The 13,215-nt window shown below is 73.2% G+C and carries 12 protein-coding genes and 1 pseudogene; 5 read left to right on the top strand and 8 right to left on the bottom strand.

Annotation, left to right across the window (positions count from 1 at the left end; translation table 11 throughout):
• Positions 1-19 precede the first annotated feature (19 nt).
• From FHX81_RS36585 to FHX81_RS36575, 3 genes are read right to left on the bottom strand one after another with little or no spacing between them, the layout of a single operon-like run.
• Positions 20-1,123: a HEAT repeat domain-containing protein gene (locus FHX81_RS36585; RefSeq protein WP_141983046.1), complete on the bottom strand. Its 1,104-nt coding sequence runs from the start codon at positions 1,121-1,123 to the stop codon at positions 20-22.
• 7 nt (positions 1,124-1,130) lie between these two features.
• Complete coding sequence (locus FHX81_RS36580) at positions 1,131-2,870, bottom strand: ABC transporter permease subunit (protein WP_141983045.1); 1,740 nt, start codon at positions 2,868-2,870, stop codon at positions 1,131-1,133.
• Positions 2,867-4,339, bottom strand: coding sequence for an ABC transporter substrate-binding protein (locus FHX81_RS36575; protein ID WP_246108145.1), 1,473 nt, complete (start codon positions 4,337-4,339; stop codon positions 2,867-2,869). Before FHX81_RS36575 ends, FHX81_RS36580 begins: the two co-directional genes overlap by 4 nt.
• Before the next feature lie 145 nt (positions 4,340-4,484).
• Here FHX81_RS36575 and FHX81_RS36570 point away from each other — a divergent pair, with 145 nt between their 5' ends.
• Positions 4,485-5,138 carry a pentapeptide repeat-containing protein gene (locus FHX81_RS36570; protein WP_141983044.1) on the top strand — a complete coding sequence of 218 codons (654 nt, stop codon included), beginning with the start codon at positions 4,485-4,487 and terminating at the stop codon, positions 5,136-5,138.
• A gap of 18 nt (positions 5,139-5,156) precedes the next feature.
• Here the strand turns inward: FHX81_RS36570 and FHX81_RS36565 are convergent, their stop codons facing one another.
• The 4 genes from FHX81_RS36565 to FHX81_RS42395 all read right to left on the bottom strand — a co-directional run bounded on the left by FHX81_RS36565 (position 5,157) and on the right by FHX81_RS42395 (position 8,058).
• Entirely contained in the window at positions 5,157-5,570 is a 414-nt protein-coding gene (locus FHX81_RS36565) for a hypothetical protein (RefSeq protein ID WP_141983043.1), read from the bottom strand.
• A 123-nt stretch (positions 5,571-5,693) separates the two neighbouring features.
• Positions 5,694-7,058, bottom strand: coding sequence for a serine hydrolase domain-containing protein (locus FHX81_RS36560; protein ID WP_141983042.1), 1,365 nt, complete (start codon positions 7,056-7,058; stop codon positions 5,694-5,696).
• Between the two features lie 76 nt (positions 7,059-7,134).
• The gene (locus FHX81_RS36555) at positions 7,135-7,710 is read right to left on the bottom strand and encodes an LOG family protein (protein ID WP_141983041.1); all 576 of its coding nucleotides are present in this window, start codon (positions 7,708-7,710) and stop codon (positions 7,135-7,137) included.
• Between the two features lie 96 nt (positions 7,711-7,806).
• The gene (locus FHX81_RS42395) at positions 7,807-8,058 is read right to left on the bottom strand and encodes an SDR family oxidoreductase (RefSeq protein ID WP_246108144.1); all 252 of its coding nucleotides are present in this window, start codon (positions 8,056-8,058) and stop codon (positions 7,807-7,809) included.
• A 396-nt stretch (positions 8,059-8,454) separates the two neighbouring features.
• Between FHX81_RS42395 and FHX81_RS36545 the strand changes: the two genes are divergently transcribed.
• Positions 8,455-8,931 (top strand): allene oxide cyclase barrel-like domain-containing protein, encoded by a 477-nt coding sequence (locus FHX81_RS36545; protein WP_141983039.1) that lies wholly within the window; start codon positions 8,455-8,457, stop codon positions 8,929-8,931.
• A gap of 35 nt (positions 8,932-8,966) precedes the next feature.
• Here the strand turns inward: FHX81_RS36545 and FHX81_RS36540 are convergent, their stop codons facing one another.
• The gene (locus tag FHX81_RS36540) at positions 8,967-10,013 is read right to left on the bottom strand and encodes an ABC transporter substrate-binding protein (RefSeq protein ID WP_141983038.1); all 1,047 of its coding nucleotides are present in this window, start codon (positions 10,011-10,013) and stop codon (positions 8,967-8,969) included.
• Between the two features lie 516 nt (positions 10,014-10,529).
• Between FHX81_RS36540 and FHX81_RS36535 the strand changes: the two genes are divergently transcribed.
• From FHX81_RS36535 to FHX81_RS43105, 3 genes and pseudogenes are all read left to right on the top strand, one after another.
• Positions 10,530-12,524: a cellulase family glycosylhydrolase gene (locus FHX81_RS36535; protein WP_246108143.1), complete on the top strand. Its 1,995-nt coding sequence runs from the start codon at positions 10,530-10,532 to the stop codon at positions 12,522-12,524.
• Positions 12,525-12,658: 134 nt separating this feature from the next.
• Positions 12,659-12,976: a hypothetical protein gene (locus FHX81_RS36530; RefSeq protein WP_141983037.1), complete on the top strand. Its 318-nt coding sequence runs from the start codon at positions 12,659-12,661 to the stop codon at positions 12,974-12,976.
• Between the two features lie 19 nt (positions 12,977-12,995).
• A pseudogene (locus FHX81_RS43105) lies at positions 12,996-13,160 on the top strand (rhamnogalacturonan lyase family protein); the annotation flags it as partial.
• Positions 13,161-13,215 lie beyond the last annotated feature (55 nt).

Genomic DNA, 13,215 nt, shown 5'->3' with positions numbered 1-13,215 from the left:
GGGGTGAACTCCCGCCCGGTCAGGCCAGGAGCGCGCGCAGCCCGTCCCGGTCGGAGGGCAGACCGGCGCGGCGGAACCAGAGCACCGGGTTGGACACCCCTTCCCAGCACTCGTCGTTGTCCACGACCGCCGCGAGGAACCGCCGCTGCGCCCCGGTGAGGGCCCGCTCCGGGTCGAAGCCGCCGGGGAACGCCCGGACCAGCAACGGTCCCCAGTCGCGGTCGACGGTGTAGGAGTTGGTCATCCGGGCGACCGCCACCGCGGCGTCGACCACCTCCTCGAACGCGGTGGTGCGCCGCAGCAACGCCTCGACCAGCGCGAACCGGACCCGGCCGTCGAGCTGTGGCGGGTTCTCCGGGAACCACGAGTCCGCGGCACGCGGATCGCGCAGCGCCGACCGGACCTCGTCCAGCGCGGCCCGGTCGCCGTCGAGCGCTTCGCCGAGCGCCGCGCAGGCGCGGACCCCGGGGTGGTCGTCGGCCAGCAACGACGGTGCGACCACGCCCCAGCTCCCGGCGGTCAGCGCGACGCCCGCGCGTTCCACCGGTGTGGCGTGCCGCGCCGCGGCGACCAGGCGACCGGCCAGGGCGCCGCGCCGGTCGGCCAGGTCGGGCGCCGACACCAGGTGGGTCACCGCGCCGATCGCGGCCTGGCGCACGGCGGTGTCACCGTCGTCGAGGAACGGCACGACGCGGGCGTACAGCTCGGGTCGGACGGCCCGGCACGCCTCGACCGCTCGCACCCAGCCGTCGTCCTCCTCGTCGTACTCGTCCTCGTCCTCGTCCTCGTACGCGGCCGAGGCGGCGACGTCGCCCAACCACTCCAGCAGGGAAGCCCGCAGCGGGCGTTCGCGCTCGTCCCACGGAAGGGCGCTCTCGCACCGGATCAGCACGCGCGGGTCGTCCAGGACGCCCGCCACGAACAGGGCGACCGGCGCGGTGGCCGAGCAGATCGTCCCCTGGTGCAGGATCACCGCGTCGAGGTAGGCGAGCACGTCACCGCACACGTCCGCGTCCTCGCTGAGCAGCCCCACCAGGCGTTCCGGGACATCGCCCGCCGAGTCGTAGGCGTGCGAGAGGGAGTCCCAATCGGTGTCTTCGAGGACGGCACGGGGTGAGCGCATGCCGAGATCATGCCGGAGACCTCGGTCGGGACGTGCGGCCCCGGCGGCGGCTGGCGGCCGTGGACAGCGACACCGCCAGCGTCGCCAGGAGCAGCAGCATCGCGGTCGGGGCGAGGGCGGCCCAGGGGGCGCGTTCCAGGTAGGGCAGGGATTCGGCCAGCATCAGGCCCCACTCCGGCGCGGGTGGCGGGGTGCCCAGGCCCAGGAAGCCCAGTGCGGCCAGCGCCAGCGCGATGCCCGGCAGGCGCAGGACGGCGTGCCGGGCGACCGGGCCCGCCACGGCGGGCAGCACGTGCCGGGTCAGCACCCACGTCGGGCCGGCGCCCAGGGCGCGCAGCGCGGCGACGTGCGCGGCCGCGCGGTTCTCCCGCACCAGCGCCGCGGCGTGGGCGGCCAACGGCGGCCAGGAGACCAGGCCCACCGCGACGGACGCGCCCACCGGGCCGGGGCCGGCGGTCGCCGCGACCAGGATGCCCGCGATCACCGGCGGCACGGCGTTGGCGGTCTCCGCGACGCCCTCCGCCAGGCCCGGCAGGAATCCGAGGACCAGCGCCACCGCGAACGAGCACGCGCACACGAGCACCGTGACGGTCAGCGTGGTCGCGGCACCGTGCCCCACCCGGGCCAGGACGTCACGCCCCAGCGCGTCCGTGCCCAGCGGGTGCGCCCAGCTCGGCGGCGAGAGCCGGGCGGCCGGGTGCACCCGCAGCGGGTCGCCGGGCAGCCCCCAGCCGACGAGGACCGCGGGCACGGCCGCGCTGACGGCGACGACCACGCGGTGGGCCCGACCGGCGGGCACCGTCACGGGCGGCGGCGCCGGCAGTGCTGCGGCACGCAGCGCCGGCCCGAGCATCCACCGCCGGGCAACGGCCACGAGCGCACCGCCCACCGAGCCCAGCAGCACGAGGACGAGCACCGACCCCTGCAACAGCGGCAGGTCCTGCGCCTCGGCCGCGCCCAGCGCCGTCCGGCCCAGACCCGGCACGGCGAACACCACCTCGACCGCGACAGCTCCCCCGGTCAACCCCACCGCGACCAGCCCGAACTGCGGCAGCACGGCCGGCAGCGCACGCCGTGCCGCGGCTCGGCCGAGGACGCCCGGAGAACAGCCCCACGACCGCCACAGCGACACCCAGCGCTCCTCGAACACGGCGGGCACCGCGTCGTCCACCAACCGGCCCAGGATGCCGCCCGCCGGCAGGCCCAGCGCCAACGCGGGCAGCACCAGGTGTTGCGGCCCCTGCCAGCCGTACGGCGGGAACCAGCCCAGCCACACCGACAACACCACCAGCAGCACCGTCGCCACCAGGAACTCCGGCAACGCGGCGAGCACGGCCGCCGAAGCGCCGGTGCGCGCACCGGCCGTCCCCCGCGCGCCGCGCACGAACGCCGTCGCCGACAACGCGCAGGCCGACACCAGCGCCACCACCAGCGCCGCGCCCATCAACGCCAACGACACGCCCGACGCGGCCAGCACCGCGGGCAGCACCTCGCCGCCCCCGACCCACGACCGGCCCAGGTCGCCCCGCACCGCGCCGCCCAGCCAGTCGCCGAACAGCGACACCGGCCCGGCGTCCAGGCCCAGCTCGCGGCGGACCGCGCCCAGCGCCTCCGCCGTCGGCTCCTGCTCGGCGGACCGGGCCCGCAGCACCGACAGCGCCGGGTCGCGCCCGGACAGCCACGGCAGCAGCCCGATCACCGCGACGACCGCGGCGAGCCCGCCCGCGCGGGAGACGAGCGCGATCACCGCAGCCGGGTGGCGGACGTGATCAGCGTGCGCTCGCGCGGGTCCTTGGCCGAGTCGACCACCGACGTCGCGTCGCCCTGGATCACGCGTTCGTGCAGCATCGGGATCGCCGCGTCGGTCCGCAGCACGGCCGCCTCGGCGGCCAGGATCGCGGCCCGCCGCTGATCGCCCGCCTCGGTCGCGGCGGCGGCCCGCACGGCCGCGTCCACGTCGCCGTCGCAGAGCCGGGCGAGGTTGAACGAGCCCGCGCAGGTGAAGTCCGACTGCACGTACGCCACCGGGTCGCCCGAGTCCAGCACGGTCGCCCGGGACAGGATGAACGCGTCGAACTTCCCGGCCAGCGCGTCCTGCTCGATGTGCGCGTACTCGCGGACGACCTGCGTCACGGTGAACCCGGCGTCCTCGAGCTGCTGCTGGAGCACGGACGCGACCTCGGGCAGCTCGGCGCGGTCGGAGAACGTGGCCAGCGTGATCGCCGCGCCACCCGGGTCGGTGGCCGGCGCGCGTCCGGTGAGCGGCGTGCGTCCGGCGGCCGCCCACGGCAGCGCGGGCCCGAGCAGCCCTTGCGCGACGTCGGCGCGGCCCTCGTAGACGCCGCGCACGATCTCACCCGCGTCGATCGCCTCCCGTGCGGCGGCCCGCAGGCCCCGGTCCTGGAACGGCCCGGACCGCGTGTTCAGGTACAGGGTGTTGGTGCGCGGCATCGGCACCTCGGTGACGGTGGCCGGGTCGAGCAGGGCGGCCTGCGAGACGGGCACCGCCTCGGCGATGTGCGCCTCCCCGGCGCGGATGGCGGCGGCGCGGGCGGTGCCGTCGGGGACGAACGACACGTCGATGCCGTCGGCGGCGGCCTTCGGACCCCAGTAGCCGTCGTAGCGGTCCAGCGTGGCGGTGGTCGTGCCGTCGACCGCGACCAGCTCGAACGGCCCGGTGCCGGTGCCGACGGGGTCGACCTTGCCGTCCGGGCGGTAGGCGCTCTCGGCGAGGATCGCCAACTGCGGTGACGACAGCCGTTGCGGCACCAGGGGGTCGGGCGTGCCGGTGGTGACGAGGACGGCGTCGCCCCGGGCCGTGGCGGTCAGCTCGACGCCGTCGAGGATGCGTGGCTTGGGCGAGGCGGCGGTGGCGCGGGTGAGGGTGTTCGCGACGGACGCGGCGGTCAGCGCGGTGCCGTCGTGGAACGTGACGCCCCCGCGGACGGTGAACTCCCAGGCGTGGTCGTCCACCCGCCGCCACCCGGTGGCCAGGCCGGGTCGCGCGTTGCCGTCCGCGTCCAGGGTGACCAGCGTCTCCGCGGTGGACCAGCGCGAGAGCTTGAACGCGTCGTCGCTGAACGGGGTCAGGCCGGAGCGCGGCGGTTGCAGCATCGCGAGCTTGATCCGGCCACCGGGCTGCTCCGCGGCCGGTGCGGCGAAGCACCCGGTCAGCGACAGGGCACAGACGGCGATCAAGGTGATGCGGTGGCGCACGGGACACGTCCAAGCGGTCGGTGACAGAGCCCGGCGAACCTAACAAAACGATAATCGTTCCCAGTAGTGGTTGTGGTGACCGCCACCCCGGCCGGGCACGCCGTTGCCCGGCCGGCACCGCCCGACCACCGACTACGATCCGCCCATGCGCGAACCCCGGGCGCTCGCCGACCTGCCCTACGCCGCCTACCTCGAAGACCACGACGGGCGCGACCTGGCGGCGGGCGGCGACTACAACGTCGTCCACATCGCCGACCGGGAGTTCCCGAACGTCCTGGCGGGCAACGCGCGGTTCAGCGAGTCGGCGCTGTCGGGCGTCCGGTTCACCGACGGCTCGCTGCGGCGGGCGCGGTTCACCGACGTGTGGCTGCACGGCGCGCAGGTCATCGGCACCGACCTGGCCGAGTCCGGGTGGCTCGACGCGGAGGTGGTGAACAGCGCGTTCGCCGGGGCGGCGATGTTCGAGGCCGCGCTGAGCCGGGTCACGTTCTCCGGCTGCAAGCTGGTCTCGGTCAACCTGCGCGGCGCCGTGCTGCGCGACGTCGCGTTCGTCGACTGCGTCCTGCGCGACGTGGACTTCTCCGAAGCCGCGCTGACCACGGTCACGTTCCCCGGCTCGACGCTGGTGGACCTCCGGTTCGAGGGCGCGACCCTGAAGAAGGTGGACCTGCGCGAAGCGGCCGAGCTGGGCATCCGGTCCGGCCTCACCTCGTTGCGCGGCGCGACCGTCACACCCACCCAGGCGCTGGACCTCGCGCCCGCGTTCGCCCAGGCGCTCGGCCTCACCGTCAAGGACTGACCACCGCCCGTTCGGCGGTCACTTCTCCTGGTGGTAGAAGCACACCACGCTGCTGATCGCGAAGTTGTCGTACTCGTTGCCCGGCTTGGGGTCCTTGAGCTTGAGCGCCCGCACGCGGAAGGTGTTCTTGCCGTTGTTGAGCAGGTGACCGGCGAAGGCCGTGTGCTGGGAGTACCAGTGGTTCGCGGCTTCCGCCTGCAACTTCGGGTCGGACCAGTGAGTGGCGGTGATGCGCCCGATGTACTGGTCGTTGATCAGGATCTCCGGGTCGTACTCGGACAGGGCGGTGAGCCCCCGGACTCGGAGCGCGATCACCGCCGGCTTGCCCGAGTAGACACCGGACGTGTCGAAGTCAACCGAGAACTCGTGCGCTCCGTCGCCGATGTCGACGAACCCCTTCACGATCACCTCGAAGTCCGCGAGCACGGTCATGTTCTCCCACCTTCCGTCGTGGAGCCCGGTCGAGTGCAGGAGCGACGGATCGGAGCCGTGATACGCCCGGCACGGTCGTTCACCCGATCGTGGGGGCACCCGGAGCACGGGCCGGCCTCCGGCTCAGGTGGCGTCCCGCCGGCTCCTGGGCGCGGCCCGCATGCTGAAGTGCAGGTACGGCGAGCCGTCCGGCAGCGTGTAGAAGACCACCGGCGACCACGGCTCGTGCTCGTTGCGCCGGGCGGCGAACAGGCCCTCCTCCACCGGCACGAGCACCGCCTCGGTCACCGCGTTGATCGCGGCCAGTTCGCCGGTGCTCTCGCCGCGCAGGCGCAGCAGGCCGTCCCGCTCGCTCACCTCGACGTCGTAGCCCTCGCGCACGTACGAGCCGACGTACCGGGAGAGGTCCACCTCGGGCGGCTCGGCGGGCGGCTCGAAGGTGGGCACGACGACGCCCGCGTGCTCGCCCAACAACTCGGCGAACAGCCGCTGGGAGACCTCGGCGGGCACGCCGCCGTTGGTGAGCAGCACGGCCGCCACCCCGGCGCCGGGCACGACCCGCAGGAACGCCTTCTGCCCGACGGTCGCGCCGTCGTGCCCGATGACCGGACCGCCGGGCCAGTCGTAGGTGATCCACCCCAGGCCCCAGCACATCCGCGCCGCGTGGCCCGCGGGCAGCTGCACGAACGGCCGGTGCATCGCGGCCACGTGCTCGGCGGGCAGCACCACCGTGCCGTCCGGCGCCCGGCCCCCGTCGAGGTGCAGGCGGGCGAAGCGGAGGACGTCCGCGGCGGTGGCGTTGATCGTGCCGGCCGGTCCGGCGGAGCGGGCGAGGCCCCACACGGGCGCGGGCACCGGCTCCTCGCCGGGTTCGCCGAGGTGGCCCAACGCCGAGCGGAACCTCAGCACGTCCTCGGGCAGGGTCACGGTGCGGTGCGCGCCGATCGGGTCGAGCAGGCGCTCGCGCAGGGCGACGTCCCACACCTGGCCGGTCAGCACCTCGACGATCCGGCCGAGCACGGTGAACCCGCTGTTGCAGTAGGACATCGTGGCGCCCGGCGGGTGGTTCTGGCCGAGCCCCGCGCACGCCGCGACGTAGGCGGCCACGCAGTCGTCGCCGCGCCCGGTGTCGTGGAAGAAGTCGCCGTCGATGCCGCTGGTGTGCGACAGCAGTTGGCGCGGCGTCACGGTCTTGGTGGCCACCTCGTCGGCCACGGCGAACTCGGGCAGCACGGTGACCACCGGCGCGTCCAGGTCCAGTACGCCCTCGGCGACCAGCTGCATGACCAGCGTGGCGGTGTAGAGCTTGGTGATCGAGCCGATCTGGAACAGCGAGTCGGTGGTGGCCTCGACGCCGGTGCCGCGGTGCAGCACCCCGGTCGCGCACTCGTGCACCTCGCCGTCCACCAGGACGGCCAGTGAGGCGCCGGGCACCAGGTGCTCCTCGCACAGCTCCGAAAGCCTTCGCTGCCAGTGGTTGATGTCCATCGCCGGCTCCCCCCGGGTGGCGCGAAACTTTGCGAAAACAGTTCGCATTGACCCACACCGTACCGATTCCCGTGATCTATGGCAGGGGTTTGTCGTCGGTCCACCGGTAATCCGGGGTCCGGTACTCCCGGATGCGTACGAGCAACCGGTCCAAGTCGTCGTCCACCAGAAGCATGTCCCGGTACGGCGGTTTCAGGAACCCTTCCTCGACCATGTGGTCGACCATCGCGACCAGGTGGCCGAAATAGCCGTCGACGTCCAGCAGCGCCACCGGTTTCGCGTGCAGGCCGAGCTGGGCCCACGTCCACACCTCGAACAGCTCTTCCAGCGTGCCCGCGCCGCCCGGCAGCGCCACGAACGCGTCGGACAGCTCGGCCATCAACGCCTTGCGCTCGTGCATGGACGACACCACGCGCAGTTCCGTGAGATTCCCGTGCGCCACCTCCCAGTCGAGGAGGGCGCGCGGGATCACCCCGATGACCGAACCGCCCGCGGCCAGCGCGCCGTCGGCCAGCGCGCCCATCGTGCCGACCCGGCCGCCGCCGTAGACGACCCCGATGCCCTGTCCGGCCAGCGTGCGGCCGACCCGCCGGGCCGCTTCGACGTGCCGCACCCGTCCGCTGGAGGAACCGCAGAACACGCACACCCGCATGAGCACACGGTAGGTCGACCGCAGCCCGGGGACACCCTCGCTGCGGAGCGGGACGAGCAGGCGTCCCGCTCCGGTTCGGAGGCGGCCGGGAACGGGTCACGCCACGTCGGCGGGTGTGCCGGCGCGGCCGTCGGCGGGGTCGCCGACCAGCTTCCGGCGTCGTTCCTCCGACAGCGTGCCGCCGAAGGACCCGGTCTCCTCGGTGACGCCCGGCGGCACCACGTTGACCGTGGTGCCGCGCCCGCCCGGCGCGAGCGCCAGGTCGGCGGCCCACGCCTCGACCGCCGCCTTCGCCGCGCCGTCGCTGCCCGACCCGCGCCGGGCCGCGATGGAGCCGAGGGTGACCACCCTGCCGTCGTCGGCCGGCCCTCCGGGCGCGAGACCGCGGGGGCCGCGTTGCCGCCCGCGTTGTTCAGCAGCACGTCCACGACCTCCAGCCCCCCGCTTGACCAATTCGGCGCGACCACCTTGCCGATACCGGTCCCGCCACCGGTCACGACCGCTGTTCTCGTCATGCGCGGTCCACATCAACCGAATCAATCGTGGGCGACAGGCTTCCCGGCCCGATCACGGTTCACATTCATGACCCGATTCACAGGTGTGATCAGGCCTCGTTCGAGTGAGGTCAGGTCGCACGGTCGATGCTCATTGTTCAGTCGAACGTGGAGTTGACCGACCGCGTGCACCGGCACCGAACTATGTTCCGACGCCGAAGGCGTTTTCCACCGCACCGGAGGTGTCGTCGTGCAGGTCAACCCGTGGCTGGTCGTCGCGCTCGTGGGCGTTCTCGTGGGAGCGGACCAGGTGCGCGCCGAGGGACCGACCGCCGAGGCGACCGTGGAGGTGCTGACCGCGCGGACGCTGATGTCCGCGCCCGCCGCACCCGCCGTCGGCCTCGGCTTCGTCAGCGGCGGCACCCTGCTCCAGCCCGACGGCACCACCCGGATCGGCGAGGGCTATTCGCACTGCGGCGTGATCGCCGTGTCCGCGGCGGTGCCGCCGGAGGTGACCGCGCACTGCACGTCCGCGTTCCGGCTGCCCGACGGCGAGATCCACTTCTCCGGCCTGCGCCAGTACAAGTCGATCGAGTCCGGCTTCGAGGACACGACCGTGGCGATCACGGGCGGCACCGGCACCTACGCCACCGCGCGCGGCGAGGGCAAGGTGGCGCGGGCGAACTCGCGGGCCGTCGGCTACCGGTTCACCTTCGCGATCAGCTGACCCGGTCGACGGACACCGCCCACCCGCGCGATCAGCTAGTCGACCGCCAGATCACCCGACACCGGCACGAGCGGCGAGCGGCGGTTGTCCACCACGGCGAGCTCCGGGCGCGGGCCGTTGCGCCACTGGCCGCCCGCCAACGGGACGACGGCCACGCCGGGCGCGGGACCGGCGGTCCAGTCGAGCACGCCGGCGATCGTGGCCAACCGGGTGGACGCCAGCACGTCGGCGACCGCGCCCGGCCCGTCCGCCTCGCTCACCGCGTGCACGGCCACCTCGAACAACGCGTGCGCCGGCCCGAGCGGTTGCAGCCACGGGGACCCGGTGGCCCCCTCGTACGCGCGAGCCAGGTCGCGCGGTGTCCGCCCGTCCCGACCGACGTGCTCGTGCGCCGGCGTCCACGACACGATCGTGGCGACCCGGTCCAGGCCGTGCCGGGCCACGCCGAACGGGTAGGTGAGCCACCGCGAGCACGTGACCAGCCGGGGTCGCCGGGCACGGACCACGGCGGCCAGGTCGGCGGCGGTCGCGGCGCCGGTCACCACCTCCAGGTCGCCGACGGCGGGCACGACGCCGCCGGCCTCCCGGTACGGCAGGTCGACCAGGTGGTGCCCGCGCGCGGCGGCGACCGGGGCGAACCAGCGCCGCAGCGCGACACCTTGCGGACCGTCGTTCCACACGCAGCCGACGGTCCGCGCCGGGCCCAGCCGCTCCCAGAGGTCGGCGAACACGGCCGCGATGTCGTCCAGCCCCCAGCAGAAGTGGAACGCCGGGCCCGGTCGCCGACCGGCGTCGAACACCTGCCACGGCAACGTCGTGGACACGCACGGCACGCCGTGCGCGGCGCAGGCGTCCACCACCGCGGGCAGCGTCGCCGTGCCGCCCAGCGTGACCACGACCCGCACGCCCGCCTCCACCAGCGACCGGGTCGCCGCACGGGCGCCCTCGGGCGTCGAACCGCTGTCGCGCACCACCACCTCGGCGGGCCACGGCAGGCCGGTGGCGACGTACTCGAGCGGCGCGCCGAGCGGCGCGAGGCGTCCGGTCGTCGCGAGGACGACGCCGATCCCGGGGCGTGCCACGGCGGCACCCTAGCGACCGCAGCGACGCCACCATCGGGTGATCCCCCGGCCGGTCGGGCACCCCGCCACCGACGGCGTCCGCGATCGACGAAGGGGCTCGTCGACCAACCACCGTCGAATTCATTCGACGGATCCGTCGAACGCCGACCGGGTCCCCCGTCGAATGCGGTCGACTTCCGGGGACGATTTCGAAATGGCCGCGATCGCCGCCCAGTCGATTACCGTCGAAACCCTTGCGTCACCGATCCGTTACCGCCAACATCATGGCGAGGCAGCGCTGGAACACGCCGCCGCGCCCGGTCCGACGGTCGTGGCGTGCGGGTGCGCCGTGCGGCGACCGGCGCATCTGGATTCCCACTGCGGCCGGCCTCGTCGCCCGCGTGCGTTCGGTTCCCACCCCTCCCGCTGCCGCATGCGATTACGAGGAGCGTCATGGCCGATATGCGCGACAAGCTGAGAAAAATCCGTTGGCGGGTTGGCCTGCTGGCCACCGGAATGGCCTCGTTGCTCGCGGGCATGGGTGTTGTCGCGGTGACCGACGCCCAGGCCGCGGCGGGGTGCCGGGTGGCGTACTCGGTGCCCAGCCAGTGGCAGGGCGGCTTCACCGGCAACGTCGCCATCACCAACCTGGGCGACCCGATCACCGGCGGGTGGCGGCTCACGTGGGCGTTCCCGTCCGGCCAGACCGTCAGCCAGGCGTGGAACGCGACCGTGACGGCGTCCGGCGGCCAGGTCACCGCCACCAACGTCGGCTACAACCCGAACATCGCCACCGGCGCGACGGTCTCGTTCGGCTTCAACGGCTCGTGGACGGGTTCGAACACCGCGCCCACGTCGTTCGCGCTCAACGGCGTCACCTGCACCGGTAACACCACGACCACCACGACGACGACCACCACGACCACGACTCCGCCGGCGGGCGACGCCATGGCGAGGGTCGCGGAGATGCAGCCGGGTTGGAACCTGGGCAACTCGCTCGACGCGGTCGGCACCGACGAGACCGCCTGGGGCAACCCGCGGATCACCGAGGCGCTGCTGGACAACGTCCGGGCCCAGGGCTTCAAGAGCATCCGCATCCCGGTCACGTGGAGCGCGCACCAGGGCGGCGCGCCGAGCTACACCATCGACGCGGCCTACCTGGCGCGCGTCAAGGAGGTCGTGGGCTGGGCGCTGGCCGACGGGTTCTACGTGATGATCAACATCCACCACGACTCGTGGCAGTGGATCAACGCCATGCCGACGGACCGGACGACCGTGCTGGCCCGCTACAACGCGGCGTGGACGCAGATCGCCACCGCGTTCCGGGACGCCTCGCCGAAGCTCATGCTGGAGAGCGTCAACGAGCCCCAGTTCGCCAACAGCTCGGGTGACGCGCAGAACGCCCAGCTCCTGCACGAGCTGAACACGTCGTTCCACCGGATCGTGCGCGGCTCGGGCGGCAACAACGCCACCCGCCTGCTGGTGCTGCCGACCCTGCACACGTCGTCGGAGCAGGCGCGAGTGGACGAGCTCGTGGCCACCTTCACCACGCTCAACGACCCGAACCTCATCGCGACGTTCCACTTCTACGGCTACTGGCCGTTCAGCGTGAACGTGGCGGGTGGGACCAAGTTCGACGCCACCGTGCAGAAGGACCTGACCGACTCGTTCGACCGCGTGGCCAACGCGTTCGTGGCGCGCGGCATCCCGGTCATCCTCGGCGAGTACGGACTGCTGGGCTTCGACCGGCACACGGGCACCATCCAGCAGGGCGAGAAGCTGAAGTTCTTCGAGTTCCTGGGCCACTACGCCCGCGCGAAGAAGATCACCACCATGCTGTGGGACAACGGTCAGCACTTCGGCCGCACCTCGTTCCAGTGGAGCGACCCGGAGCTGATCGCGCAGATCAAGTCGAGCTGGACGACCCGGTCCGGCACGGCGTCGTCGGACCAGGTGTTCAGCGCCAAGTCCGCGGCCGTCACCGACAAGGCGCTGACGCTCAACCTGAACGGCACGTCGTTCGTCGGGTTGCGCCACGGCACCGCCGACCTGGTCAACGGCACGGACTACACCGTCAGCGGCGACCAGCTCACCATCAAGGCGGCGACGATCACCCGGTTGAGCGGGTCGCGGGCGTACGGCACGAACGCGACGCTGTCGGCCCGGTTCTCGGCGGGCGTGCCGTGGCGGATCAACCTGGTCACCTACGACACGCCGGTGCTGTCGAACGCGACCGGGACGACGAGCGCGTTCGCCATCCCGACGCAGTTCCGCGGCGACCAGGTGGCCACGATGGAGGCCAAGTACGCGGACGGCAGCAACGCCGGCCCGCACAACTGGACCTCCTTCAAGGAGTTCGACGTCACGTTCGCGCCGGACTACACCGCCGGCACCACCGTGCTGAAGCCGGAGTTCTTCGCCGAGGTCACGGACGGCTCGCGGGTGACGCTCACGTTCCACTACTGGAGCGGGGCCAAGCTGACCTACTACGTCACCAAGTCGGGCACGTCGGTCACGGGCACCACCGCCTGACCCCTCCCGCACGGCCGCCGGCGGCCCGGAGCACCCACGCTCCGGGCCGCCGGTCCGTCCGGGTCACCGGGTGCCGCGCGGTGCGCGTAGTGCTACTCATGCGCCGGGACGGGACCGCCGGTCAGACTGGCCGGGTGAACGACGTGGAGCATCGGAAACGGCCCGGCGCGGCCTTCGCCGGGTTCGTGGTGCCGGCCGTGCTGCTGGTCGCGGTGGTGGCCGCGTACCGGACCGGGTACTTCGCGGACGCGGGCTGGCGCGGCGGGGAGTACGCGTACGCGTTCATCGGGGTCGCGGTCGGCGCGATCGTGCTGGGCAGCGCGCTGAAGTTCCTCCGGCCGCCGTGGAACTCGGTCGGCACCGGCTTCCTGCTGGCGGGCCTGGTCGGCTTCGGGGCCGTCGTGGCGGTCTTCGTGCTGGTCCTCGTCGCCCTCTCGCGGTGGCAGACCTAGTCGGAAGTCGAAGTCGTCGATGTTGCCCGCGTCGAACGTCGTGGGCGGCCTCCACACCACGCGGCTCGGGCACGGTGACGCGCCGCACGTGGGCGACTTCGTGCCGGACCGGGCGGGCCTGGAGGTGTTCGACATCCACGAGAGCGGCACCACCGGGTTCGGCAGGGCCGACGGCCGCGACGCCCGGACCCTCCACCGCTCGATCACTCATCACCACGAGGAGCGGTACGAGGGTCACG

The organism is Saccharothrix saharensis, from assembly GCF_006716745.1.
GTDB lineage: Bacteria > Actinomycetota > Actinomycetes > Mycobacteriales > Pseudonocardiaceae > Actinosynnema > Actinosynnema saharense.
This window is presented reverse-complemented; position numbering and strand designations above follow the sequence as displayed.

Excerpts from the sequence above, each read along its gene's own strand:
- FHX81_RS36585 (WP_141983046.1), bottom strand. The coding sequence starts at position 1,123 with ATGCGCTCACCCCGTGCCGTCCTCGAAGACACCGATTGGGACTCCCTC.
- FHX81_RS36570 (WP_141983044.1), top strand. The coding sequence starts at position 4,485 with ATGCGCGAACCCCGGGCGCTCGCCGACCTGCCCTACGCCGCCTACCTC.
- FHX81_RS36565 (WP_141983043.1), bottom strand. The coding sequence starts at position 5,570 with ATGACCGTGCTCGCGGACTTCGAGGTGATCGTGAAGGGGTTCGTCGAC.
- FHX81_RS36560 (WP_141983042.1), bottom strand. The coding sequence starts at position 7,058 with ATGGACATCAACCACTGGCAGCGAAGGCTTTCGGAGCTGTGCGAGGAG.
- FHX81_RS36555 (WP_141983041.1), bottom strand. The coding sequence starts at position 7,710 with ATGCGGGTGTGCGTGTTCTGCGGTTCCTCCAGCGGACGGGTGCGGCAC.
- FHX81_RS36535 (WP_246108143.1), top strand. The coding sequence starts at position 10,530 with ATGGGTGTTGTCGCGGTGACCGACGCCCAGGCCGCGGCGGGGTGCCGG.